16 protein-coding genes are annotated in these 26,045 nt (G+C 58.4%); 10 read left to right on the top strand and 6 right to left on the bottom strand.

Annotation, left to right across the window (positions count from 1 at the left end; translation table 11 throughout):
* Positions 1–35 precede the first annotated feature (35 nt).
* The gene (locus KA261_05845; GenBank protein ID MBP7697313.1) at positions 36–467 is read left to right on the top strand and encodes a hypothetical protein; all 432 of its coding nucleotides are present in this window, start codon (positions 36–38) and stop codon (positions 465–467) included.
* Between the two features lie 115 nt (positions 468–582).
* Here the strand turns inward: KA261_05845 and KA261_05850 are convergent, their stop codons facing one another.
* Positions 583–2,598, bottom strand: a complete 2,016-nt coding sequence (locus KA261_05850) for a S9 family peptidase (protein ID MBP7697314.1) — start codon at positions 2,596–2,598, stop codon at positions 583–585.
* A gap of 1,331 nt (positions 2,599–3,929) precedes the next feature.
* Here KA261_05850 and KA261_05855 point away from each other — a divergent pair.
* The 5 genes from KA261_05855 to KA261_05875 all read left to right on the top strand — a co-directional run bounded on the left by KA261_05855 (position 3,930) and on the right by KA261_05875 (position 13,294).
* On the top strand, positions 3,930–7,310 hold the full coding sequence (locus KA261_05855) for a T9SS type A sorting domain-containing protein (protein ID MBP7697315.1): 3,381 nt from the start codon (positions 3,930–3,932) through the stop codon (positions 7,308–7,310).
* A 132-nt stretch (positions 7,311–7,442) separates the two neighbouring features.
* Positions 7,443–7,970: a rubrerythrin family protein gene (locus KA261_05860; protein MBP7697316.1), complete on the top strand. Its 528-nt coding sequence runs from the start codon at positions 7,443–7,445 to the stop codon at positions 7,968–7,970.
* 11 nt (positions 7,971–7,981) lie between these two features.
* The gene (locus KA261_05865) at positions 7,982–9,379 is read left to right on the top strand and encodes a rubredoxin (protein MBP7697317.1); all 1,398 of its coding nucleotides are present in this window, start codon (positions 7,982–7,984) and stop codon (positions 9,377–9,379) included.
* A 441-nt stretch (positions 9,380–9,820) separates the two neighbouring features.
* The gene (locus KA261_05870; GenBank protein MBP7697318.1) at positions 9,821–11,389 is read left to right on the top strand and encodes a hypothetical protein; all 1,569 of its coding nucleotides are present in this window, start codon (positions 9,821–9,823) and stop codon (positions 11,387–11,389) included.
* 129 nt (positions 11,390–11,518) lie between these two features.
* Positions 11,519–13,294, top strand: coding sequence for a CocE/NonD family hydrolase (locus tag KA261_05875; protein ID MBP7697319.1), 1,776 nt, complete (start codon positions 11,519–11,521; stop codon positions 13,292–13,294).
* Positions 13,295–13,675: 381 nt separating this feature from the next.
* Here the strand turns inward: KA261_05875 and KA261_05880 are convergent, their stop codons facing one another.
* On the bottom strand, positions 13,676–14,506 hold the full coding sequence (locus KA261_05880) for an arylamine N-acetyltransferase (GenBank protein ID MBP7697320.1): 831 nt from the start codon (positions 14,504–14,506) through the stop codon (positions 13,676–13,678).
* A gap of 1,009 nt (positions 14,507–15,515) precedes the next feature.
* Here KA261_05880 and KA261_05885 point away from each other — a divergent pair.
* Entirely contained in the window at positions 15,516–18,599 is a 3,084-nt protein-coding gene (locus tag KA261_05885) for a hypothetical protein (GenBank protein ID MBP7697321.1), read from the top strand.
* Positions 18,600–18,747: 148 nt separating this feature from the next.
* Here KA261_05885 and KA261_05890 read toward each other — a convergent pair whose 3' ends face one another.
* Positions 18,748–19,443 carry an outer membrane beta-barrel protein gene (locus tag KA261_05890; GenBank protein ID MBP7697322.1) on the bottom strand — a complete coding sequence of 232 codons (696 nt, stop codon included), beginning with the start codon at positions 19,441–19,443 and terminating at the stop codon, positions 18,748–18,750.
* Between the two features lie 455 nt (positions 19,444–19,898).
* On the opposite strand from KA261_05890, the gene KA261_05895 reads away from it, so the two are divergent.
* The 3 genes from KA261_05895 to KA261_05905 all read left to right on the top strand — a co-directional run bounded on the left by KA261_05895 (position 19,899) and on the right by KA261_05905 (position 22,614).
* A complete protein-coding gene (locus tag KA261_05895; GenBank protein MBP7697323.1) occupies positions 19,899–20,663 on the top strand; it encodes a N(G),N(G)-dimethylarginine dimethylaminohydrolase in 765 nt (254 codons plus the stop codon).
* A gap of 138 nt (positions 20,664–20,801) precedes the next feature.
* Complete coding sequence (locus KA261_05900) at positions 20,802–21,926, top strand: sensor histidine kinase (protein MBP7697324.1); 1,125 nt, start codon at positions 20,802–20,804, stop codon at positions 21,924–21,926.
* A gap of 13 nt (positions 21,927–21,939) precedes the next feature.
* Positions 21,940–22,614, top strand: coding sequence for a response regulator transcription factor (locus KA261_05905; protein MBP7697325.1), 675 nt, complete (start codon positions 21,940–21,942; stop codon positions 22,612–22,614).
* A gap of 60 nt (positions 22,615–22,674) precedes the next feature.
* Here the strand turns inward: KA261_05905 and KA261_05910 are convergent, their stop codons facing one another.
* The 3 genes from KA261_05910 to KA261_05920 form a co-directional block, all read right to left on the bottom strand.
* Positions 22,675–24,135 (bottom strand): aminotransferase class I/II-fold pyridoxal phosphate-dependent enzyme, encoded by a 1,461-nt coding sequence (locus KA261_05910; GenBank protein ID MBP7697326.1) that lies wholly within the window; start codon positions 24,133–24,135, stop codon positions 22,675–22,677.
* Positions 24,132–25,568 (bottom strand): NAD(P)(+) transhydrogenase (Re/Si-specific) subunit beta, encoded by a 1,437-nt coding sequence (locus KA261_05915; GenBank protein MBP7697327.1) that lies wholly within the window; start codon positions 25,566–25,568, stop codon positions 24,132–24,134. The genes KA261_05910 and KA261_05915 overlap by 4 nt, the downstream gene beginning before the upstream one ends.
* Before the next feature lie 152 nt (positions 25,569–25,720).
* Positions 25,721–26,029, bottom strand: coding sequence for an NAD(P) transhydrogenase subunit alpha (locus tag KA261_05920; protein MBP7697328.1), 309 nt, complete (start codon positions 26,027–26,029; stop codon positions 25,721–25,723).
* Positions 26,030–26,045: the final 16 nt, after the last annotated feature.

The raw sequence follows: 26,045 nt of genomic DNA on the forward strand, positions 1-26,045 counted from the left end.
GTGCTCAGTGATTCAATAAGTGTTAGGAGAGTCCCATGAACAAACTCCCCATTAGCTCATTCAAGGCGTTCGTTCTGGCAGTCATTGCTGTTACGATGTTTGTGGCAGTCGTAACTTGGCTTGTTCAGCCGCCTGCAAGCACCTTAACTGACGACCCAACTCGCGTTTTCGGGATGTTTCCTGCTCGCACGTACTTGGATCTAGCCGGTTATGCACTAGTCTTCGTCTTAGTGTTTCTTGGAGGGGTCTACCTGTTAGTCAAGCAAGGTAAGCCAGTAGCGCCTGCGTTGCGAGCGCTCGGAATTCTGGCGGTAATAATGCCTGCATTTGTTGCCATTAAACACTGGGGTCAGCAGTATGTGATCATTTCGGTCTTGCACCTGCTGGTCTCGGTAGCAGTGCTTGCAGTGATTTTGGCCAGCCTTTTTCTGGCTTATGCGACTCCAGACGAGTCAGAAGAAGTGTAGATTAGTGCGGACTCAAGGAGCTGGGTGCCCCAGACTTAGGAGAGTATTGCGAGTGGCTATTTCAAGCCGAAGTAGCCGGCAGAGCGCCCCGCGTTGACTCCGCACCGATGCGCTGCTATTTCAGGTACTTATCGAACCACTTCAGAATCCAATTCAGCCGTGCGATGCGGCGATCCGGCCGACCATGGCGTGACAGGCCATGGGACTCTCCAGGGAAGCGCACAAACTCGACAGTCTTGCCCAAGATCTTCAGCATCACATACATGCGCTCAGCACCATCGATGCGTGAACTGAAGTCCTGCTCGTTATGGAGTATGAGTACCGGTGTTTTGACGTTTCTGAAATAGGTAATCGGAGACCATTTGGCGTACTCCTCCGGCATGTCCCACGGATAACCGCCGAGGACGTCGGCCCAGATGTAACCGACATCAGAAGTGCCGACCATGGACGCAAAATCAACAATTCCGCGCTGAGTCACGGCCGCTCGGAAGCGATCGGTATGTCCGATAATCCAATTCGTCATGTAGCCGCCATATAAACCTCCGGTCACGCCGATTCGTTTGCCATCGATAAATCGTTGCTTCTCCAGATAGTCGGCGGCAGCCATCAAATCCTGATATGCGAAGTCCGCCCAGCAACTGCTGATTGTGTCGGCCCACGTGAAGCCGCGACCTGCGCTGCCGCGCGGGTTGGAATAGAACACCACATACCCTTGTGCTGCCAGGAACTGCATCTCATGAAAGAACGTATAGGCATACTGCAGGCGGGGACCGCCGTGAATTTCCAAGATGGCCGGGTAGTTGCGACGCGGGCTGAAGTTCGGTGGAGTAAGTAGGAACCCTTGAATCTTGGTGCCGTCAGACGAGTGAAACGTAACGTCTCGTGTACGTCCAATCTTGATGTCAGTGCGCAAAAAGGCATTCACATCGGTCAGCTTCTTGGCCTCTCTCTCTCCGCCGAACTTCGTCGGACAGAGCAGGAGTTCCGATGGGGTTGCCAAGTCGGCATAGATCAAGGCAACCATACGACACTTGCCACTGACAGAGAAGTCCTTGATATGGCACTTGCCCGCGAAAATCTTGACGGGCTTGCCGTCCAAGATAGACATAGAATAGAGGTTGGTAACGCCGGTGTTGGAGCAAAGGTAGTATAGCCGCCTGCCATCGGCAGACCAGAATAGCGGACTACGCAATTGTACGTTCGCCAGGTCAGTCAGGGAGAGATCGCGAGCTGAACGGTCGAAGGAAGGCATTACATCGTGGGCCTTGGGCTTTCCGCCTATCTCAGCTACCCAGATGTGCTGATTGATCGCGCCGCAAGGGTCGTGCAGATTGTCATGGCCGATATAGGCAATAAGCTTTCCGTTCGGAGAAAACTTGAGGCTAGCCTTGGGGCCGGGCGGCGCAGCGATTAAGTGCGGTCGACCGCCCTGCAGCGAGATAACGAACAAATCCTGCCGAAAACACTCTAGGTCAGGGTCCTTCGAGCAATTCGAGAGAAAAGCAACCCACCTTCCGTCCGGTGAAAGGGTTGGACACTGGCAATCCCGGTTACCAGTAGTGATCTTCTGGAGTTTACCGGAAGCCACATCCAACCGATAAATCTGCCACGGGTCCTTTGGCCTGAACCCTACTCCCTCCATTCGATAGTAAAGCCGCGTAATGTGTCGGCAGACTGGCTCATCGTTCTTCTTCTGCTCGTCGTTGACAAAATGGCTGTCGTGATAACGAAGGTCGAAAACGAGATGCTTTCCATCGGGTGTCCACAGTAGCTCTCCAATTGTCGCCTCGGCTTCAAAAACACTCCGCTCTGCGCCACCTTTCACCGGGATGATGTAGATGCCGGTCTTTCGGTTTCTAGTTGAGACGAACGCAATTGTCGAAGCATCAGGAGACCACGCGATCCGGCTATCATAGTGCGGGCCGAATGTATACTGAGTCGACCTGTCTTCGGCAGAGTCGTATACAAATACGTTCGCAACGTAGCGGTTTTCTTGCGGTTCGATTCGCTCAACCGTGTAGGCGATGTGCCGCTCCGACGGAGACATTGAAACGGTGCTGATGAGTTTAATTCGAAACAGATCCCTGTCAGTTATCGAACGTCGCTTATGCTTGAAGGAGACAGGGGGCATATGTGTTTCCTTCTCTTGGGCAGTGATTGGTCCAGTAATACAATCGAATCCTCGCCGGCTAGCTCGGAGAATGGCCGAACTGAGTGTGACGGAGTCCGCCGAAGCGGCACCGGTATCTAGTCATGAGATTTGACACATGACACTAGCTCGTTTTCTTGTCATCAATGCTCCAGGACCCCAAACAGTACTGTAACGCGATGACGATGACATACAAGATAGCAAATATGATAAGAGCGAGAACCACTCTGAGTATCTCATCGTTTACTTGGGCGAATGGAAAACGAAATCTAGTCATCAAGTAGATGATGATGAACATGAAGAGTACATATGGCAGACCCCGGTACTTCCAGGAGAACGTCAACTTGGTATTGCAGCTCACGCACTGATACTGACCCGGGGCGAACTTAATCAGGTATTGACCAAAACTGACTGTATTCTCACATCTAGGACAGACCCTGAGTGACATAGTCTTACCCCTTTCTCATTACTTGAGCTATTCCTGCACGCGTGATCGTTCCAATGCGTTTTGGGGAAGTTAGGCTTCCGGGCGGAATTTCGCAATGATAGTCTTATGTTTGGCCTGTTAACAGCTGACCAACTCTACGCGAATGACTCCGGGAGGAGTGTTGGAGCATCTGGTTATTTGCGAAGTAGGTCTATTTGAGAGATGACAAGAACCCGAGAGACCTAGAGTCAAACAGTAACGGTGATCAAGAGAGTCCTGTCATTCAGCCCATTCTCCTGCCCTGTTATGGATGGTGAGGTGCGGAGTCGCGGTACTCAAATTGCCCCATCTTCCCTATCGGGACTAAGTGGAAAGTGGTCACAATTTGGTCACACTACCACGTAAGTCCTTGTGCCACAACGCGAGTCGGGGGTTCGATTCCCCCACCTCCATTCGTTGTAATTCATTGTCAATCAAGCAAGTACAATGACGACAGGGGCTGGACGAATTCCCTGAACCCCCGTCCTCCCCCCTATATCCTGCGATAAAATAGAATATCTTGAAACGGGAATGATCACGTTTTGGCACACTGTGTTTCAGGTGATCCCGCAAACAATGCACCTGATCAAGAGCCAAAAAATCCTTTGCTGCAGATGAACCTGCCTGCAATCAGTGCCGAAGGGTGACGGTATTTTTCGCGCGCATTCATTCCCTTCACACGGTATCTTGTAAGCAGCTCGCTGACCATCTCTCCGCCACTCCGGGCGGATGAAAGGAGAGTTGTTCTATGCGGTCATCACTCGTTACAATTCTTACGCTTATACTGACATTGAACGGTCCTTCCGTGGTGCTATCACAGGCGAATTACTCCATCAGGGAAGTCCAGATGTTTCCCCTGCAATATAAAGGTCATTGGGGGGCAATTAATGACAATGCTGTTGTAGTTGGACATGAGGCGACTAATGGCCAGGCTACCCAATGGAAAGATGGAATTGTGACCACGTTGCCGCGATACAGTGGCTGCTATGCGTACGCGATTGACATCAGTAGCAGCGGAGTGGTTGTCGGAGAAGATTGTAGCCGACCGGTGTGTTGGATAAACGGAGAGGAGGTATTCCTCGGCGGCAGCGGGCCGGACTTTTCTGTAAGTGGAGGCGCCGAGTGTATCAATTCTAATGGCGACATTGGGGGGTGGTACATGTCGTCGGGTAGCAGTCAGCTTGTCCCCGTTATCTATTCGGCGAGTGCAGGGAGCTACCAGGTCTTGAATTTTGGAGGCGTACTAGACAATTACGGGAGTTTTGGCATCAATGACAGAGGCGATCTTGTTGGTCAGGTGACGATGGCAGGCGAGGTGAGTCACTGGGCCTTTGTCTATCACAACAATACTCTCGTGCGTCTAAACACGTCCGGCGCCGAGTACAATGTGAGTTCGGCGCGGGGCATCAACAATCTCGGTATGGTCGTTGGTTACGAGACGATCTATGGTGGAGGAAACTGCAATGCCGTGCTGTGGGAAATCGGAAATCCTCAACCCACCATATTGGGTACAAGTGCCATAGCCTACGCCATCAACGATAGTGGTGTTGCAGTAGGACAGAGCCTAAGTGGTAACCCAGTTATCTTTCTAGATGGGCAGCAGATAGACTTGAATACCTTAGTTGCAAAGGGTTCAAACGTAATCCTCAGCTATGCAGTCGACATTAACAATCGGGGCGAAATCCTCTGTTTAGCCAGCATTTCCGGTTATTCCCGGTTTTGCCTGCTTACCCCTGCGCCAACCATCACTGTCAAGGATGTCAACGACAATTCTATCCCCAACGTGGAGTTCAATCTCATCAAGGCGATGAACGATCCACCGTTCTTCACCGAGGACACGTTGGGGTCGTTCACTACCGACAGTCAGGGACGCCTGGCTATGACCGCGATTGCCAAGGACACATTTTCAGTGGACTTGAACACCGGCACGAATAAACTCGTGGTCGGGGACAGTTTGAAGATCGCCAAGCTGCTGCAGAGTGTGCCTTCGGTCAGGCATCCGGGAATTGTCGGAACAATGTATTCGGTTCATCTGGACAATGCTCACTTTGACGATAACGGGCAGATGTATTTCGATGTTCTGAAGAATTCCGGCCTTGACGTGGTAATGAATCACACTGAATATCGTTACAATCTGCTGGTATCGGTGGAGTGGGATGCGGTGGAGGCGTATCAGCAGGGACTGCAAGAAGATTTCCAGCAGATGTCCAACTATCTGTACGATGTGACCGATGGCCAGTTGCGTTTGGATACCATAGGCATTGTGGATGACGGCGAGTTGTGGGAGGAGGCCGATGTGCACATCCGGGCGAGCAACACCCACCGACCTGATGCGGCGGTCAACGCCATTGGTCACCCCGGCTGGGGTCCCATTACCATGCCGCGGAAGTGGTACGGTGACGGGAGCCGCGCGTACAGTTATGACCATCATCCGCTGGGGGAAGCGCTGGCCATGGACTATCGTACCAAGGGGCATGAGTTCGGGCACTACGCTCTGGCGTTTTACGATGAGTACTTCTTCTGTGATCAGGCGGGCAAATGCGCAGAAGAGCCCGATCTGCATTGCCAGCCCTATCCGGCCGGTAACTACGGTTTCATGGACTGGCAGTATGAAGGAGCCCTGGGCGGCGTGCGATCCTCCGAGATGTCCAGCCGCTACCGCTACGTGTCCGACTATTGCCGTAATACCCAGCAACTGATCAAGAACGACACGTCGTGCTGGGACCAGTTTGAGGAGTGGGCGGAGGGGACATTCGATGGCATTTACGTACCGATCCGTCGCCCCGATACCGAAGATACACTGGAGCACCTGACGCCGCCCGGGCTGGACTACATCCTCGGGCCGAACGACAATCTGGCGGTGCCGGATTATGATGTCGGTGCGCAGATCTACTTTGCCAGTCCGATTCAGCCGCCTGATCCGGGCAATCGGTCGCTGAACCTCGCCTTAGTGGCGGTGCCGGCGGCACCGGTTGAAGTGACGCTGGAGAAGTCCCTGCCCGGCGACAGAAAGCGCATGATAGAGCAAGGGTCTACCACCGATGACGGCATGCTCTGGGTGCTGGGGGCGTCCGCCGCCGATCGTATTAACGCCCGCGGCTATGTTTATGACATCATCAACGAGCCATCGGCAGCGGCAGCCTCACGGGTGCGTCGCCAATGGTTGACGGCGTCCCTGGACTTGAGCACGGTGATCGGAGACAGCGTCAGTCTCAGTCTGCTGCCAATCGAAGGAGATTATCCACTGGTGCTGACCGCCGATGTCGCCATTGCGCCTCAGCGGTGGCGCTTGGAATTTGCGGAGCCGTTCACGCAATTGCCGAGCGTGCAGTTCCTGAGTCAGTCCGGCCAACCACTTATGCCAACCGTGACCCAGCTGACTGACAATTATAACATGCGGCCAGCGGACTCAATTGCGGCGGAGGGGCAGGTTCGTTTGGATGCAGTTGACGCTGTCGGCCAGTCATTCTTCGTGCCGTTCTCGTATGTAACCTTTGTCATTACTGATTCGACGCAATTGGAGAAACAGCTCGGCCCGGGGAACCGTGCGATCCTGAGTCTATCGCCACAGAACAGCACCATCACGAAGACACTGATAGCTGCCTCATCGTATCCGCCGATCATGACTGGGTTGGAGGCCGACGCGGTGCAGGCGGGAGATGCGTACGCCGTGAGTGTCGCGCCGACTGTTGCTTTGACCGGCATTAACCAGCTGACAATTGCGTACGAGGATGAGGACTTGATGGCCGGAGATAGTGTGCTTGGCGATGAGTCGCAACTGAAAATGTATCGGTGGCACGAAGGTCTCAACATCTGGCAGTATGTCGGCGGCCTGGTCGATACGAGCGGCAACAACGTCACCGCTGAAATCAGCACGCTCGGTACGTTCGCCCTGTTCACGACCAAGTCACCGGTGGGCGTTGAGGACGAGCTGGAAAGCCCACTGCCGTACCGGTTTGAAGTGAGCCAGAACTATCCGAACCCCTTTAACCCGACAACGACGATCGAGTACAGCGTGCCAGTCCGATCGCAGGTGACGATCGAGATCTTCAACGTGCTTGGTCAGCAGGTACGGACGCTGGTGAATGAGCCGCAATCGGCAGGATCATATCGAGTAGAGTGGAATGGCTCTGATAAAGCTGGCAACTCTGTTTCGACCGGTGTCTATCTCTATCGTTTCCAGGCCGGCGATGTCGTGCAGACGAAGAAGATGCTGCTGATCAAATAGTGACCGCCTATGAAGTGTCCACGTAAGGTTACATTACTCGATGCGTATATGGGATGAGGTCGCCGGCGTGTGTGGAAGCGACAGAACCAATGAAGTGACAAGTTGCATTATGACTATTGGAAAGGATTACCGATGGGTAAGACCGAAGAACATCTAAGAGCGGCATTTGCGGGCGAATCACAAGCTCGAAACAAGTATACGTACTTTGCTCAAGTGGCTCGCAAAGAAGGCTACCATTACATTGCGAGGATATTCGAAGAGACCGCCGAGAATGAGCGCCGTCATGCCAAGGACGAGTTTGCCCTGCTCAACGGGATTGGAGATACCGCCGCGAATCTTGTTGCCGCCATCGAAGGGGAACAGCACGAGACCGTAACCATGTACCCCGAATTTGCCAAGGACGCCGAAGCCGAAGGGAACATGAAGGCGGCGGCTCTTTTTCGTATGATCGCGAAGGTCGAAGAGCATCATCGCAAGAGGTATCAGAAATTGTTGGATCGAGTAAAGAACGGTACCGTCTACAAACGTGAACAGCCAATCACGTGGAAGTGCAGTGTCTGCGGCTACGTCCACGAGGGAAACGAACCGCCCGGTAAGTGTCCATGCTGTGGGCACGCACGAGAGTATTTCGAGCCGGCCGACTTGGAGAGTGATATCTAAAGGAGTTGACCGTGGCCGTTTACAAGTGCGACGTCTGTGACTATCACTATGATGAAGAGAACGAAGGGGTGAGGTGGGCTGACCTGCCCGACGACTGGGTATGCCCTGTCTGTGGATCGACCAAGGCGTATTTCAAGGCCGCAGAGGTTGCTATCGCGGCTAAAGCGCAACTTCCCGTCAAGTTAGATCAAGCCGAAAAATACCGTCGCTCATCAGATGACCTTGAGGAACAGATGGCCGACATCCATAGTATGGCCGAAACGGGCATGTCCATCCTGGAACCGATGCGGACGAGAAAGTCGGTCGTATCCTGGGACGACCTCCTTATTCGGGGTGCACAGCTTGCCCGGCTGCCTCTCAACGATAGCGAAGCGGTCAGTACTGAGACGATCATTGGGCCGAAAGCTAAACAGCCGCTGGTGATCCAGACTCCAATTTATGTCTCGCATATGTCTTTCGGCGCCTTGTCAAAGGAAGCTAAGATTGCGCTTGCGAAGGGGAGTGCGCTGGCAAAGACCGCCATGTGCTCTGGAGAAGGGGGCATTCTTCCTGAGTCTCTGGAAAGCTCTTACAAGTACATCTTCGAATACGTTCCCAATCAGTATAGCGTGACTGAAGAGAATCTGCGGAAAGTTGACGCCATTGAGATCAAGATCGGTCAATCTTCGAAGCCTGGTATGGGGGGCCATCTTCCCGGTGCTAAAGTAACTGAGGAGATTGCCGCGGTGAGAGGTATGCCAGTCGGGAAAGATATCATTAGTCTATCTCGATTCAAGGATATCACGACTCCCGCAGATCTGCGAAAGAAGATTGATTGGTTGCGTGAGGCCTCCAGCGGGAAGCCGATTGGCGTAAAGATCGCGGCAGGCCGCGTCGAAGACGATTTGGAGTTTATACTCAAGGCGGGGCCGGATTTCATCACTATTGACGGCCGGCCAGGAGCCACCGGCGCATCGTCCAAGTACATTAAGGCAGCGACGTCGGTGCCAACTATCTTCGCTCTATATCGGGCCCGGAAATGTCTGGATTCTTGTGGTGCGAGGGATGTCTCTTTGGTCATCACTGGAGGACTTCGAGTTTCCTCAGATTTTGCCAAGGCCCTGGCGCTTGGTGCGGACGCAATCGCAATCGCGACGGCTGCCCTCATTGCCTGCGGTTGCCAGCAATACCGGGTGTGTCATACCGGAATATGTCCCATGGGGATTGCCACTCAGGACCCTAACTTGCGAAGCCGGCTCGATATTGAAAGATCGTCATCCAACTTGGCGAGTTTTGTCAGAGTTTGCACTTCGGAGCTAAAGGATTTCGCCCGTCTCACCGGCAATGACAACGTGCACAAGCTATCACTAGCCGATATTTGCACGACAAACAGTGAGATTTCGAATCACACAGAGATTGATCATGTCTGAGTGCAGTAAGCTGAAAAAAACGGTCACAATTTGGTCACAATGACACGTAAGTCCTTGTCCCACATAGCGAGTCGGGGGTTCGATTCCCCCCACCTCCACCATAATGGGTCTATGATAGCTATGGTTAGACACGACAAACACTCTTGATCATGTGATTTCGAGTATATACTCCTCACCTATTCTCTCGGAAGACGTATAGTTCACTTCCCTTCGAACGGCCATTGGCATCACTCGAACGGCGCCATAAATCGGAAGATCGCGGTGCCCAAATGGTCTGACGACCGACCCTATTCGCATAACTACTTGACACTCCCTCAACAACTTGCCAGCTTTGTTCAGATATGTGACGGCGCTCTCAGCACCGGATGGGCGGAGCTTTCGGCACCTGCATCTTCGCCTACCCTACGGCACTACATCGAGGCCCCCGAAAGGAGTAGGTTCATGCGTGCGAAGCATCTCTTTCTAGCAATTAGTGTTGTTCAGTTGTTCCTGTTTGCGTTCTGCAGCCGTGCTGTGGCGGCGGATTCCGGCAACCTGTCGGAAAAGGACAAAGACACTACCACCGTCAATTCGGCGACGGCACCCAAGGCAGAGAAGTCAGTCACTACGCATAAACTCACTATTGGCGGTGAGTCCATCCCTTTTACCGCTACGGCGGGAACTCTGATTATTCGTAATGACAAGGATCTTCCCTACGCTAGCATGGGTTACATCGCATATGTCAGGAGCAATGTAACCGATATCAGCCACCGGCCAATTACTTTTGCATATAATGGCGGCCCCGGATCATGCTCGGTGTGGCTCCATATGGGAGCTTTGGGCGGCAAGCGAATTGTCACGGGCGATACCTCTTTCATTCCGCCGGCGCCTTACAAGCTGGTCGATAATGAATTCAGCATATTGGATAAAACTGATATTATCATGATTGACGCGATCGGTACCGGTTTCAGTCATGCCGTTGGCGAGGCGAAAGACAAAGATTTTTGGAGTGTCGACCCCGATATCGAATCGTTTGCGAGGTTTATCAAGCAGTATATTACGGATAACGGCCGATGGAATTCACCGAAGTACCTCCTGGGTGAAAGTTACGGGACAACCAGATCAGCCGGTGTTGTCGATTATCTTCAAAGCAGGGAATACATGTCCTTCAATGGCTTGATTCTTATCTCCATGGCCACAGACCTCGAACTGCTTTTTGACGATATGCCGGGGTATCATTGGCCTTCTGTGTTCTCGCTTCCAACATACACCGCGATTGCGTGGTACCATAAAATGCTGCCCGATCCCCCCGCCGATATCGATCTGCTTCTCAAAGAGGTGCGCACTTTTGCCCTTGGGGAATACTCGAATGCGCTCGCGCAGGGAAACGCTCTGCCTGTTCCCACGCGGAAAGCCATCATAGAAAAACTCCACCGCTACACTGGACTCTCGATTGATTATCTCGATAAGGCTAATATGCGAGTGACGTCAGCACAATTTGCGAACCAATTAATGCGCGAACATGGTAAGACAGTCGGAATGCTCGATGGCCGGTTCCTCGGTGTGAATTTTAACCCACTGGGGAAGAGTGCGGAGTACGATCCCATGGATGCCGCGACGACATCAGCGTTCGTCGCCTCATTTCTGGATTATCTTCAACGTGATTTGAAATTCAGCCCCGATAGAACATATGTATTTGATGCGAACGTTTTTGCAACTTGGGATTACAGGCATAAGGCTGGGAATTATGAACTGCCCCAGCCGCTGGCAAACACCGGTATTGATCTTGCGCACGCGATGGGATTCAATCCGAACTTGCGAGTTTTGGTCTTGCAGGGCACCTTTGATCTTGGTAGTGTATTTCTTGCAACTGAGTACATGATTTCCCATTTAGATCTGCAGGATGATTTGCGTTCTCATATTCGCATAGAATACTATGAGGCAGGCCATGAGATGTACACTCATGAACCGTCCTTGAAGAAGCTAAAGTCGGATGTCGCAGCCTTTTTCGACCAAACGAAAAAGCCGTGATTACGGCCTCTTATGTTCGTGCATCCACGGCAGGCAGTGAGTCAACCGCTAATGCGCTTTGAAGATCTAGGGCTCTCAGGAGTCGGGCACAGGAATGCGGCAGCAAAGTCGAAAAAGAGGAAATTGGTAATGAACATTGTCAAGACCACTTTGACTTTGGTTGCGTGGAGCGTGCTCTTTGTCGCCAGTCTATCCGCGCAGGTCACCGACACGTCGTTGTCTGCATCGATTGATCTTCTATGGGGAGTTAAGATCCCCATGCGGGATGGCATTCAACTCAATGCGACCGTATACAAGCCGAAAGGGGCCGGGCCTCTGCCGGTCATCCTGACGCTGACGCCGTATATTGCCGATACGTACCATAACGAGGCCTTCTACTTTGCACAGAATGGCTACGTTTTCGTCATGGTAGACGTTCGCGGGCGCGGTAATTCACAGGGTACGTTCAATGCCTTGCGCCAAGAGGCCAATGATGGCTTTGATGCTGTAGGCTGGATAGCCAGGCAATCGTGGTGCGACGGTCGGATTGCTATGTACGGTAGTTCTTATGACGGTTACGACCAGTGGGCCACCGCCAAAGAATTTCCCCCGAACTTGAAGACCATCGTGCCCACGGCGGCGGCGATGCCTTCGATCGATATCCCGTTTTGGAAGAATATTTGGGATCCTTTTGATGTACAGTGGATCACTCTGACGAGCGGTGTGACAGCCAACAAGAAGCTCTTCGCGGAATCGCACTTTTGGATACAGAAGTACCGTGAATTGTACATGGAGCATCGAGCCTTCAGGGAACTCGATACGATTACTGGCAATCCCTCCGCTCTTTTTCAGGAGTGGCTCGCGCACCCCTGCCCGGATTCCTACTGGGATGCCTGCAATCCCGCTGCCGAGCAATTCGCTCGAATCGATATGCCTATCTTGACGATCACGGGCTATTACGACGATGATCAGCCCGGTGCGATGGAATTCTACCGACGGCACATGATGTTTGGTTCTCGAGAAGCACGAGCGCGCCATTATATAGTCATTGGGCCATGGGATCATGGTGGGACAGATTCTCCGACCAAGGAAGTCGGCGGCCTGCTGTTCGGAGATGCACGCGTGCTCGACATGAACCAACTCCACAAGGAGTGGTACGACTGGGTTCTCAAATCGGGTCAGAAGCCCGGGTTTTTAGAGGCTCGTGTTGCCTACTATGTTGTCGGCAAGGACGTGTGGAAGTATGCCGATTCACTCGAAGCCATTGGTGCCGACAAACGCGTGCTTTACCTCGGTTCCAATGGCAGTAATGCAAACGATGTCTTCCATTCCGGATATCTGACGGAAGCACGAGCGACGGAATTCGCTTCAGACAGCTTCGTATACGATCCACTCGACACGCGGCCGGCCGAGTTGGAAACAGCGGAGATTGAGAACTACTTGACGGATGAGCGTTATGCGCTGAACCTCTTTGGCAATGGTTTGGTATATCACACAGAAGCCTTTGCCGAGAGCACCGAGGTTAGCGGCAACTCGAAGCTTGTCCTCTGGATTTCCATGGATGTGCCGGATGCCGACTTCCAGGCAACTCTGTACGAAATCATGCCGGATGGGAAGAGTATTCTCCTGGCTCGCGACCGTTTGCGGGCTCGCTTTCGCGAATCTCTCCGGGAGGAGAGACTAATCAAGCCTGGAGAAGTCCTGAAATACGAATTCACTGGCTTCAATTGGTTTTCACGCTATGTCGCCAAGGGGAGCCGACTTCGTCTGGTGATTGCTTGTCCCAATTCGATCTATCTACAGAAGAACTACAACAGTGGGAAAAATGTGGTCGAGGAGACGGGCAATGACGCGCGGACAGCACATATCAAGGTGTACCACGACGCTACACACCGAAGTTATCTCGAGTTGCCAGTCGGAAAGTGAGCAGACGTGGGACGGTGGTTCGTGAACCGTGCGTACTTGACAAGGCCATGTTAACCACTTCTAGACTGTAAGAAAGCGTCACAATTTGGTCACAATGACCCGTAAGTCCTTGTGCCACAACGCGAGTCGGGGGTTCGATTCCCCCCACCTCCACCATTTCTCCTGGAAGCAGAATTCCTTGAATTTCAACGTAAACCGGTGGATTTCGCGCATTCTCCTCTGACCTTGAAGTCCGAAAAACGCCAAGGCAAACCGCAATGACTTTCGACGGCCAACGTCAGATTGTCCCTCTCACTCAGACAAGAAGAGAGTTCCAAGACAGAAATAGAGGACTAATCGGTTGTTATTACTGACCCTACGACAACAAGAACCGCCTGCTCATCAGCTGCCGAAGATTTTACTCCCGACAAGCCCCACGGCGGCGCAAGCGATGCCCTCGGGCATGCCAAACCTGTCCACTATAGTCTCGACGACAGCATCCAGCGTTTCCATCTGTCGCCTGACCGGTGCCGATGGGCGAATCTCGGTCAGTGTGTGGTTGCGCAGAACCAGTGCCCAATCCTCGAAAAAACGTGTCACCACGAGTCGATTGAGAAACGGCGCCTTGTCCTCGTAAGAGCGGTCTACTACCTCCGCAAAATCATGTATGGTTTTGGAAGCCGGTTTCAACAAGTAACCATGAGCCAATTGGTTGCTTCTATATACCTCCAGCCGGCTGCGCCCTTGCTGATCCTGCGGTTTCAGAACGTAGCGCTCCGACCCCAACTCCAGCACGATATCATCGGCCTTGTTTCGGGGAATCGGCTTCCAGAATGGCTCGCCATATCCGACATCAACAATGGCTTCCTTTGCGCCGAAGGAGACGACATTGACCATATGTCCGTCGGGAGGGGCTCCGTTGACAGCTATGTCGGCGCTGCAGAGACGGGCTCGGTAGCCGAGATGAACCAATAGCAGGTGCATGTAGTAGTTGTTGGTGTAGCAGGTGCCCCCAAAATTACAGCGTTCAATGCCATCGAGAAACTCGTCCAATCGCGGAATCTTTCTGATTCCCAGGAAATGCGCCCGATATATTTTCGACACGTTTTCGAACGGTACTCGCCTCAGATGCGCTGACGTCAGTTCAGCCAGAGCTTCCCAACTCGGCGCGGTTCTCCTCACACCGATGCATTCGAGATAACGGTCAAAAGCCGCCTCCGAATAAACCTCCATACCTCGATTCTCCTGTGCCAGATATGGGACATTACACCCGATTACAGAATATATAGCTAATACGGTATTTTTTGTCCCCAATGTTGTCACTAAAAAGACACCGAAACCGGGATAACTGCCGGACGGGAGAGGGCCGATTGGCACCACTCGTGTCATTTCTGTCCCGCACGGGTTGTCCGCTCGTTCACCGATTCAGATATCGGATTATCTGCCGGGTGTGAGCCCCGGCACGGTCTCCTGAGGACTGGCTGCGGTGGTCAGTACGGTGCCACGGACCAGGCTGGACTCACAAGGCAACTTCCGAATTGGCCATGGAAATATGCGCCACGATATGGGCACTACATCACGTAAGTTCTTGTGCCGCAATACGACACTGGGGTTCCGTCCCCCATTTCCACTACATATGCTGCAGGCTCCCCCTCTGTTGCAGGGGCACAGGGGGGTCCCCCGGCCCGCCTGCAACTCGACCGAAGCGACTGCTGTTAAACCGAATAGCCCGCCCCCCCAAAGATCGTCTCGGTTCTCGAACACCCGCTGAAGCACTGCGGCAGCTCCTGCGCCACCTCCCCGGTGAGCCTGAGCCGTCGCCCTTGCACTCCTTCCTGCCTTCCCTCCTTCCCTCCCCGCCCCTCCCCGTCTCGCCGGTAAGGTCCTGCACCCGATCGGCTTTGCGATGCCGGCCGCTCCGGCTATCCCGTGCGCGGAGCGGTTGACTCCGGCCGCGCCCCCGCGCCCTCTGTGTTTCTTGGCTCTTTTCAGCCCCGCGCGAAAATAATCATTGACAAAATCGGGCCATATAGTGCATTATACGGCGTTCCCCGATCCCGTGCAGGACTTTTGCCTTGGTTAACTGAATCGTAGAACTTTATTCCGCGGGTTCGTGTGGCCGGTTTCGCCGGACAAAGCGCCGCGCAGACGAAAACCAGTGTTTTCTCGACAGCAGTATCCTCATTTCGAAAGGATCCCCATGCAGTCAAAAGGATCGAGTGCCGGTATCCTGTCGGCATTAGTGCTGATAACCCTCGGCGTTGGGCCCGCGCTGGCCGCTCCCAACGAGGTCCTCATTCTCCAGTCCACGGTGGCCAATCCGCCCAGTTCGAGCCGCGAATACTACTGGGTGCAGCAACTCGGTTTCACCCCGGTGGTGGTCAACGGCGCCCAGTGGGCCTCGATGACCACCGGTCAGTTCTCATCGTACGAGGCGATTGTACTGGGAGATCCCTCCTGTGCGGGGGACACCACCCCGATCCTGGCGGCCATTCAGAACCAGGCGGTCTGGAATGCGGCGGTGGACGGGAATGTGATTCTGATCGGGACCGACGCCGCCTACCACAGCACGGCGGGCGGGGACAGCCTGATCAAGTACGGGCTCGACTTTGTGACGGCCAACGCGGGCAGCGGCGAGACGGGCGCCTTCGTCATGTTGAGCTGCTACTACGGCATTTTCAGCACGCCGACGCAGGTCACAATGCTGGATTCGCTCAGCCCGTACGGGACGTTCAGCGTCTACGGCTCGCAGTGCCACAACCTCGTGCACAAGGTCGTGTCGCACCCGTCCCTGACCGCCGTGACCGATTCGATCCTCTCGTACTGGTACTGCTCGACCCATGAAGTGTTCGACACCTGGCCCAGCAACTTCGTGGTGCTGGCGATCGGCCGGAATTTCGGGACGTACGTGGCGACCGACGGCGCGACCGGACAGCCGTACATTCTTGCCCGGGGGACGGGACTCACCTCGACGACCTGCGTCAACGCACCGGCGGACGTTGTCAACTGGTGGCCGCTGGGCGAAGCCTCCGGGCCGACGGCGGCCGACATCAGGGGCACGGCCGACAACGGCACCCATGTCGGCGGGCCGACCCCGACCGCCGGGAAGGTCCAGGGGGCCCTGCAATTCGACGGCTTGGACGACCAGGTTGATATTGCCGATGCGACCGAGGTGAATTTCGCCTCCGGCGATTTCACTATCGACGCCTGGATCCGGACGTCGGCCGCGGCCGGCACGGCGGCGCTGGTGGACAAAATCGACGCCGGAACAACCACCGGCTACGCGCTCATCCTGCAGAACGGCATCCTTGGCCTCGAGCTGGCCGACGGCACCTCGACCACCTACCTGTCGGGGAGTTTTGTCGCGGACAACAATTGGCACCTGGCGGCTGTCTCGGTCGATCGCACCCTGGCCAACGGCATCAAATTCTATGTCGACGGTGTCCCGGCGGCCACGGGCAATCCGACGCTGCATCCGGGCTCGCTCACCACCGCGAGCACGCTCGTGTTTGGGGCGCGGAGCGCCTCCGGGGCGAACCGGTATGCCGGGCTGCTCGACGAGGTCGAGATGTTCGACCGGGCGCTGACGCATGCCGAGGTGATGTCTCTGGTGCTTGCCGACACGCTTGGCAAGTGCCCGACCGACGCGATCGTGGGCGCGTGCTGCCTTCCCGACAAGAGCTGCATCCTGGCGCTCGGGCAGACCGAGTGTGATGCGCTGGGCGGATTCTACCTCGGCGACAGCACCACCTGCGACTCGGGGGCATGCGATCAGTTCGCCCGGGGTGCGTGCTGCCTGCCCGACGGTTCCTGCGCCGACAGCATCACCCAGGACACCTGCATCAATGTCCTCGGCGGGCTGTTCCAGGGAATCGGCACCTCCTGCGACCGCGTTGTCTGCGCTCCCCTGGGGGCGTGCTGTCTGCCCACCGGCACGGGCACTCCCGGCGACCAGGGCGGGTGTGTCCTGACGATGGGGCAAGTTCCCTGCGACCTCATGGGCGGGATCTACCTCGGCGACCTCTCGACATGCGATTCGGCCGCCTGCGACACCTGCGCGTGTCTGGCGACCGGCGATATCGACGGTAACGGCTCGCCGTTGACCGATATCGACCTGGAGATCCTGATCGGCATCGTCTACGGGTGGGTCCCTCCGCTCGATTCCATGTGCCATGCCGATCTCAACGGCGACTGCGCGGTGGATCAGGAAGATATCGATCTTCTGGAGTGCTACCTGGCCAACGGGCCTTCCTGCTTTACGCCCTATGGCGGGTATCCGGTAGCGACCTGCTGCCACCCCAACACGATTACCGGGGCCTGCTGCACGATCGACACATGTTATCAGTATGTCCACAGCAACTGCCTCGAGGGCTCGTACCAGGGCGACAGCACAAAGTGCCTCCCGCCGCCGAGTCCGTGCCCCCAGGATACCCTGGTCTGGCCCGATGTGGACACGGTCATCATTGTCGTGGTCTGGTGGCCGCCGATCGATGTCGATACGCTGACGTACGACACCGTTGTGGTAATAGGACCCTTTGACCCGGGCCCGATCGGTGTGGCGTTCGTTTTGCACGACACCACCACCAGGGGATGGGGCGCTCGGTGGCAGGATCTCGAGCAGCCGGGAGCCCTGTTGTCACCGGGGACGTTCCTGCAGTTCAAGGCCTACCAGAAGGCGCCGGGGGCGCTGGAGCGGGCGGTCGGGACCGGAAAGGTCACACGGGAGCTTACCGGAGAGTGGGAGCTTGAGGTCGACTTCTCGCCGCTCGGGCCGGTTACCCAGAGCGTGCAGCTGTTTCGCGACAACCTGATAGTAGCGACACTTCAGCAACACACCGGTCCGGCGGGAGCGGCCTCCTCACCCCCGAGCGGCTGGCACTGGAGTACGCGCGGTTCGGGCAAAGCCCCGAGCAGTATCGGCTGCACCGGTGTCTGGGCGGCGCCAACGGAAGTGCACCTCGGCCACGGAAAGGACGCGCTGCACGTGTTGGCCGATTCGGTGCGGTTCATTCCGGAGATGCAGTCGCCGCCGACCGGGTTCCTCACCAAGGTCATCCTGTCGGGAGCGAAGGTGCCGTCGGTACTCTTCAACGGCTGGACTGTCGACCTGGAGCCCTGCTGCGTCGTGCGCGGCGATTTCAACGGCGACGGCGCCGTGAAAGTGTCGGATTTGACCGGGCTCATCAACTACCTCTTCCGCGGCGGCGCGGCCCCCGGCTGCCCCGACCACGGCGACACGAACGCCGACGGCTCGATCAAGGTGTCCGACCTGACCCTGCTGGTCAACTACCTCTTCCGCGGAGGTCCGGCGCCGGCGGCGTGCTGAGCCCTCTCGAACCTGGCGACGACATCGCCCAAGGCCCGCGGCTCCGGCCGCGGGCCTTGTGTCTTTGGGGCTATCCGGGGGAGGAAATGCCGATCGGGCGGCCCCGCGGCTTGACAACCCTGCCTGCGCCGGGCTGTCCCGAAATTCCCTAGAAGTGGTACCCCCCCTGGATCTGCACGAGCACGGCGTTGTACCCGAATTCATTGGGGCCCGGCTCATTCCAAGGCATGGTATGGTCGGCGCGCGCGCCAATGAACGCGGCCACGCGCGTGCCGACAAACATCACCGGGCTGACCTGGTAATCGAAGCCGCCGCCCAGCTGCCACAGGAAGTGGGTCGCCGCAGCGCTCTGCTCAAACCCGGGCGAGTAGTTCTCACTGAGATCGACATTGAGCGTCTTTCCGTCCACATTGGTGAATCCGGCGGCTCCAAACAGGTAGGGCAGAGCGTTGCCGTAGGCGCGCCCGAACTTGGCGGCCAGCAGCAGGCCGTAGCGGAAGTCTGCCTCGTAGGTCACCGTGTCCGGGAAGTACTTCTTGTCGACCGCCGTTCCTTTCTGAATGTAGAGCGGGATCATGATCTCGAGGCCGGCAACCCAGTTGTTGCTGTACTGGCGCTGATATCCGCCGCTGATACCCGCCAGCGGACTGTCGTCGTCATAGTCACCGGTCGATTCCTTGTGCGATGGGTCATTCGAATTGAGGCTTCCGGAGACATAGCCACCGAAAGCGCCGACATAGAACCCTGTCCGGTCGACTGCTTCACCCGCCGCCGCCTGGGAAACGGCGAGAAGAATGGCGACCGCGCTCACCAAGCTGGAAAGACTCCGTCTGCGGTGCGACATAGCGAACCTCACTGGTTTACGGACCGTCTATCAATGTGAACAGGTTTAACCTGCGGCTGTTTGCGCTGCAGTATATTTAGTCCACAACAGCTCCGCAAGCGGGATGTGATTCCCCGCGGGCGCAGAATCCACATCGCCGCATCGACGGGTACGATCCCTCAACCGTGGCCATTTGGTCCGGGGTGCCGGCCTCGGCTGTGGCAATGCGGATCACATAGACGCCCGACGGCAGATGGCCGGCGTCCCAGGTGAGGACGTATTCGCCGGCCGACTGGATGCCGCCACGCGGTCGCCGCCAGTCACGGTGACATAGTCTTTGGCGGGCGGGCGGTCATTTCCGATATTGCCTTTCGCAGCGCGCCCCTGCTCGGCATCTCCCTGAGGGGTGAGCACCTTCCGGCGAACGCGGCGGCCGGGGAACTGCCGGACGGGCACGGAAAGGAAACGGATCGTTTATGAGATTCTCGCGAGCCCTTGTCCGAGCGCCGGGACCGACGATGGTTGACGGCATTACCTCCGCCGGCCTCGGCGCGCCGGTCCACCGGCTCGCGGTCGCGCAGCACCGCGCCTACGTCGAGGCGCTGCGCGCCTGCGGGCTGGCGGTCACCTGCTTGCCCGCGGACGACGAGTTCCCGGACTCGACCTTTGTCGAGGACACGGCGCTGCTGACGCCGCACTGCGCCATCATCATGCGGCCGGGCGCCCCCGCGCGGCGGGGCGAGGCGGCCGCCATAGAACCGGTGGTGGCCGGATTGTTCGACGCCGTGGAGCGGGTCGAGCCGCCGGGAACAGCCGACGCGGGGGATATCATGATGGTCGGAGACCACTACTTCATCGGCCTGTCGCAACGCACGAACCGGGAGGGGGCGGCCCAGATTATCGCGCTGCTCGAGGCGTACGGAATGACCGGCTCCCCGGTGCCGCTCGACCGGGTTCTCCATCTGAAATCGGGCGTTGTCTACCTGGAGAACAACACCATGCTGGCGGCCGGGGAATTCAAAGAGCGGCCCGAGTTCCGGGCGTACGATCTGATTCCGGTTGACGACGACGAGCGCTATGCGGCCAACGCGCTGTGGCTGAACGGGACGGTGCTGGTCGCGGCCGGCTATCCGAAAACCGAGCGGGCCGTACGCGCGGCGGGGTACGAAACGATCGTGCTCGAAATGTCGGAGTTCCGCAAGCTCGACGGCGGGTTGAGTTGCCTGTCGTTGCGGTTCTGAGTTCGCGCGTCTAAAGGCGCCGGCGAGGGCGACGGTCCTCCGCAGGCGGCGAAAAAGGCATTGACTTCGCGCGGCTGCAGTGCTCTATTGGTTAGTGAGAGGCCCGCGGCCACGCGAGGAGCGGGCAAGGAGTTGACGGTGACCGACACTTTGGGCCGGAAGAACCTCGACGAGGAACTGCGGGCGCGCTCGCACGCTCTCGCCGAGCGCATGAAAGAGCTCGAATGTCTGCACTCGGTGTCGGATCTGTTCGAGAACCGGCACATCGAGCTGAGCGAGATTTTCCAGAGAATCGTGGAACTCCTCCCCGGGGCCTGGCAGTACCCGGAAATCGCGTGTGCGCGGATCACAATGAAAAGCCGCCAGTACCAGAGCCACAACTACAGGGAGACGCCCTGGCGGCAGCAGGCGGACATCACCGCCGGCGGCGAGCGCGTCGGGGTCATCGAGGTGGGGTATCTCGAGGTCCTGCCCGGGGGAACCCCGCCCCAGTTCCTTCCCGAGGAAGCGGACCTTCTGGAGACGGTCGCCCACCGGCTGGGGGAGGCCTACTCGCTCAAAGAGGCCCAGCGCCAGCTCTCCACCTACCAGCAGCACCTGCGGTCACTGGCCATGGAGTTGACGCTGGCCGAGGAGCGGGAACGGCGGCAGCTTGCGCTGCACCTGCACGACAACATCGGGCAGGGGCTCGCCGTGGCGAAACTGAAACTCGAGACCCTCCGCCACCTGCTGCCGGAGGGGCATGGGGAGCGCATCGACGATATCCTCGCGCTCATCCAGCAGATCATCGCCGACACCCGCACCATCACCGCCGACATCAGCCCGCCCATTCTGTACGAGCTCCGCTTCGACCAGGCGCTGGTCTGGCTGGGAGACCACGTGAGAAAACAATCGGGACTGCAGGTCGAGGTGCACTGGCCGGAGGAGGACGTGGCGCTGAGCGAGGGCGTGCGCGTGCTGCTGTTCCGCTCGATCCAGGAGCTGCTGGCCAACGTGGTGAAGCACGCCGGGGCGGCGGCCGTGCGGATCGAGGTCGAGCGGCAGGGGAACGAGGCGCATGTGTGCGTGGCCGACGACGGCGTCGGGTTCGACCTCGAGCACCAGGGCCGGTACCCCTCGGCCAACGGCGGCTTCGGGTTGTTCAGCATCCGGGAGCGCCTCACGCACCTCGGGGGGCGGATGACGGTCGATCCGAAAGTGGGCGGCGGGACAAGGGTCCACCTGTGGGTGCCGGTCACCGACAGCCCGGCCGCCCCGCGATGAACAGGAGCCGAACATGCGAATATTGATCGCCGACAACCACAAGCTCTTCTGCGAGGGTCTTCGCCTGCTGCTGGAAAAGCAGCCGCACATGGAGATCGTCGGCGAGGCCAATAACGGCCGGATGGCGGTGCGGCTGTGCCATGAACTGACGCCGGACCTGGTGGTCATGGACGTCGGCATGCCCGAGCTCAACGGCATCGAGGCGACCCGGCAGATCCGGGCGGAAATGCCGGAGGTCAAAGTGATCGCGGTGTCGATGCATGACGACCGGCAATATGTCGCCGGGATGCTCTCGGCGGGCGCCTCCGGCTACGTCCTCAAAGACGGCGCCTTCACCGAATTGAACGAGGCCATCCGGATCGTCACGCGGGGCGGACGGTATCTCAGCCCCAGCATCGTCGACATCGTTGTCGAGGACTACGCCCAGCGGCTCTCCCCCGCGCTGGGTTCGGCGCTGGAGAAACTCTCGGTGCGGGAACGGGAGGTGCTGCAGATGATCGCCGAGGGGCACTCGACGGCCGCGATCGCCGAACGGCTGCACGTGAGCCGCAAAACCGTGGAGACCCACCGGAAGAACATGATGGCCAAGCTGGAGCTGCGGAACGTGGCCGAGCTGACCAAGTTCGCGATCCGGGAGGGGCTCACGTCGCTGGACATTTCCACCCGGAAAGGGGACGAGACCGAGTGAGCGGTCCGGGGGCGGCCGCGGCAGCCCTGGGCCGCCGCAGCCGGACACCCGTGCATGCACTCAGCAGCGGGACATGGCGGCTACGCCGTCCTCTGCCACGTGCGAAGCCGCGTAGGAGCGGTGGAAGGCGCCGAGTTTCTCCACCAGCGCCTCGATCTCGTCGCGCGGCGGGAGGAAGGTCATGCGGAAATGGAAGGTTCCCGGTTTCTGGCCGAATCCCGATCCCGGCACGACGCAAATCCCCGTTTGCTCCAGCAGCGCCAGGCAGTAGTCGGTGTCGCGCTTAGCGACGTAGGCCGACAACTGCTCGGGCGTCAGGCGCGTCAAATCCGCGCCCTTCTCCTCGGGCAGGCGGAACCGGACAAAAGCGTACATGGCGCCCTGGGGGATGTCGACGGACATGCCGGGGATTTGATTGATTCCCTCCCCCAGGATTTCCGCCTTCGCCTTGAGGTCGTCGAGGATGGCGTCCCGTTCCTGCACGTAGGCGTCGTAGCTCCGTTCGCCCGGCTGCGGCGGCGACACCATGAGGTAGGTGGCGATTTGCCCGGGGATGTTGGCGCAGAGACTGATCGACTGGAGCTTGATGAACTGCGCGAGCACTTCCTCGGAGACGTTGCGGATCTCGAGATAGCCGCCGCGGTGCCCGCACTCCCCGAGAAACCCCTTCGAGACCGAGTGCAGGCTGAACAGGGGGACAGAGACGACCCCCAGCGTGTGCATCACCTTGGCGAACGAGTGGAAGCGGCAGCCGGGGGCGTAGACGTTCTCCTGGTAGACCTCATCGGCGATGATGGCGAGGCGGTGGCGCTCCGCGAAGGCGATGATCATCTTGATGTTGTCGACCGTGAGGACGGCGCCGGTCGGGTTGCCGGGGTTGATGACGACAATGCCGACCGGGTTGATCCCGTCCGCGCGGGCGGCCGCGAGACTGTCTTCGAGCACCGCCTCGTTGAGCTGCCAGTGGTCGTCGTCATCCAGCAGGTACCCGATCTGTCTGCCGCCGAAGAGCTCGAGGCTGGCGCTGTAGAGCGGGTACTGCGGGATGGGGATCATGAAGCCGTCGTTGCGGCGGCGGAGGAGGGCGGTGAGGACAGCCTGGGCCCCCTTGCTCGCGCCGTCGGTGAGAATCACGTGCTCCGGGCTGGCGGGGATGCCGTCCCGGCGGGCGACAAAGTCGGCGACCGCCTTGCGGATGAAGGGAATGCCGGCGCTCTGGCTGTAGGCGCCGGTGCCGTGGGGATGCCGGACGAGAATGGACCGGGCCCGCTCCACCACGTCCTTGGGGAAGTGGCGGGTGACATCGGCATTCTCGAGCAGCTCGGGGTACTCGATCAGGCAGAGGATCTGGCGCAGGTAAGTGAGGGGGCGCTGTTTGAGCGCCTGGGGGTTGCCGATGTTGCAGTAGATAATCCTGCGCCCGGCGGCCTCGAGTTCCTGAGCCCGCTGCACGATCGGTCCGCGCACGGCGTACTCGGCGCGCAGCAATCTCTCGTTGAGGTGTTTGAGGGCGAGCATCACACTGCCACTCCTTGCTGCCGGGCGGGTTCCGCCTGCACGCTGAGCAGAAGATCGGTGACCGACTTGTTGGCGTCGCCGAACAGCAGCAGGGTCGTCGGCTCGTCGTACAGCGGGTTGGGCACGCCCGAGTATCCGGGCCGCTCGTCGAGATTGAGCACCAGGACGTGGCGCGCCTCGTGGGCGTTGAGAATGGGCATGCCCGAGATCGGGGTATCGGCTCGGCTGATGGCAGCGGGGTTGACAACGTCGCAGGCGCCGATGATCAGCACCACGTCGGTCTCGGCGAACTCCGGGTTGACCTCGTCCATCTCGCGCAGCAGCTCGTAGTCGACGTCGGCCTCGGCCAGCAGCACGTTCATGTGGCCGGGCATGCGGCCGGCGACGGGGTGGATGGCGAAGCTGACGCGTTTGCCGAGCTCGATGAGCGTGCGGGCGAGGGTGGCCACCTGGAACTGGGCCTTGGCCAAGGCCATCCCGTAGCCCGGAATGATGATGATGCGGTCAGCCCGGTTGAGGACCTGGATGGCCTCGGCCATCGCTTCCGTATACGTCTGCGTCCGCCGCGTCACGGGCTGCCGTGCGGGCGCCTCCGCGACGGCGCTCCCCGCCGATTTCTGCTTCGCCCCCGAGAGCACCTTCACGAAGCTCCGGTTCATCGCCTTGCACATGACCGCGGTCAGAATGGAGCCGGACGCGGCGACCGTGGCGCCAGCGGCGATGAGGAGGCGGTTCTGGATGACGACGCCGCAGAAGGCGGCCGCCAACCCGGCCGTGGCGTTCAAGAACGAGATCAGCACGGGCATATCGGCGCCGCCGATGCGGATCGCAAAGAGGAGGCCGAGCCCGACCGAGGCGACGAGGAGGCCGAGCAGAAGAGCCATGAGTGAGGATCCGACGGCGCCGGCAGCCGCCGCGCACAGGCCCGCAATCACCGCCAGCAGCGCGAGCAGCAGGAGGTTGTGGCGGGGCAGGAGGGTGGGCGTCTGCCGAAGTTTGGCGGCCAGCTTGGCGCTGGCCAGCATGCTGCCGCTGAAGGTAGCGGCGCCGATGACCAGCCCGAGGTAGCCAGAGAGCTCGCCGACCGGGGTGAGGACGACGCCGGTGCGGGTCAATTCGACCAGGGCGATGGTGCAGGCGGCCACGCCGCCCGCGCCGTGCTGGAAGGCCACCATGGCCGGGATCTGGATCATGGTGACGCGCATGGCGACGAGGGCGCCGACGGCGCTGCCGATGAGCAGGGCCACCACCAGCCAGGCCGGGTCAAAGATGGCGTTGCGCGAGAGGACCAGCACAATCGCGGCCAGCAGAGCGGCGGCGGCCGTCAGGTTGCCGAAACGGGCGCCGCGCGGCGTCCGAAAGAGGGTGATGCCGACGATCAGCAGCGCGATGATCGAGAGGTCCAGCAAAAGTGCAGTGAGACTATTCATATCCATACTCCATTCCGTGTAGAGGCAGCCGCGCCGCGTCGGAGCGGGGTCCGGTGCGGCGGTTCGGGCCGCCGGCCCGAAGGCCGGCGTCCGTCCTTCCGCGTCGCCCGAACCGTTCGGCGCGGACCTTAGCCGATGGGCGCGGCCGCCACACTCATTCAGGCACCGTCCGTTCGGTTGGCCGGATCGTGCTGCGTCTTGAACAGCCGCGTCATCCGGTCGGTGATCACGAAGCCGCCGACGAGGTTGAAGGCGGCGGTGATCAGCGCGAGCGCGCCGATCACCCTCTCGCCCGCGCCGGACGGGACAGCGAACAGCAGGATGGCCCCGAGAATGGTCACCGCCGACACGGCATTGGTCATGGACATGAGGGGCGTGTGGAGCAGCGGCGGCACCCGCGAGATGAGCAGGTAGCCGGCGCCGAACGACAGGGCAAACACCAGCAGCATGAGTATCAGATCCGTCATGACTTCATCCTCCGGG

Source organism: Candidatus Zixiibacteriota bacterium (assembly GCA_017999435.1).
Taxonomy (GTDB): domain Bacteria; phylum Zixibacteria; class MSB-5A5; order GN15; family FEB-12; genus JAGNLV01.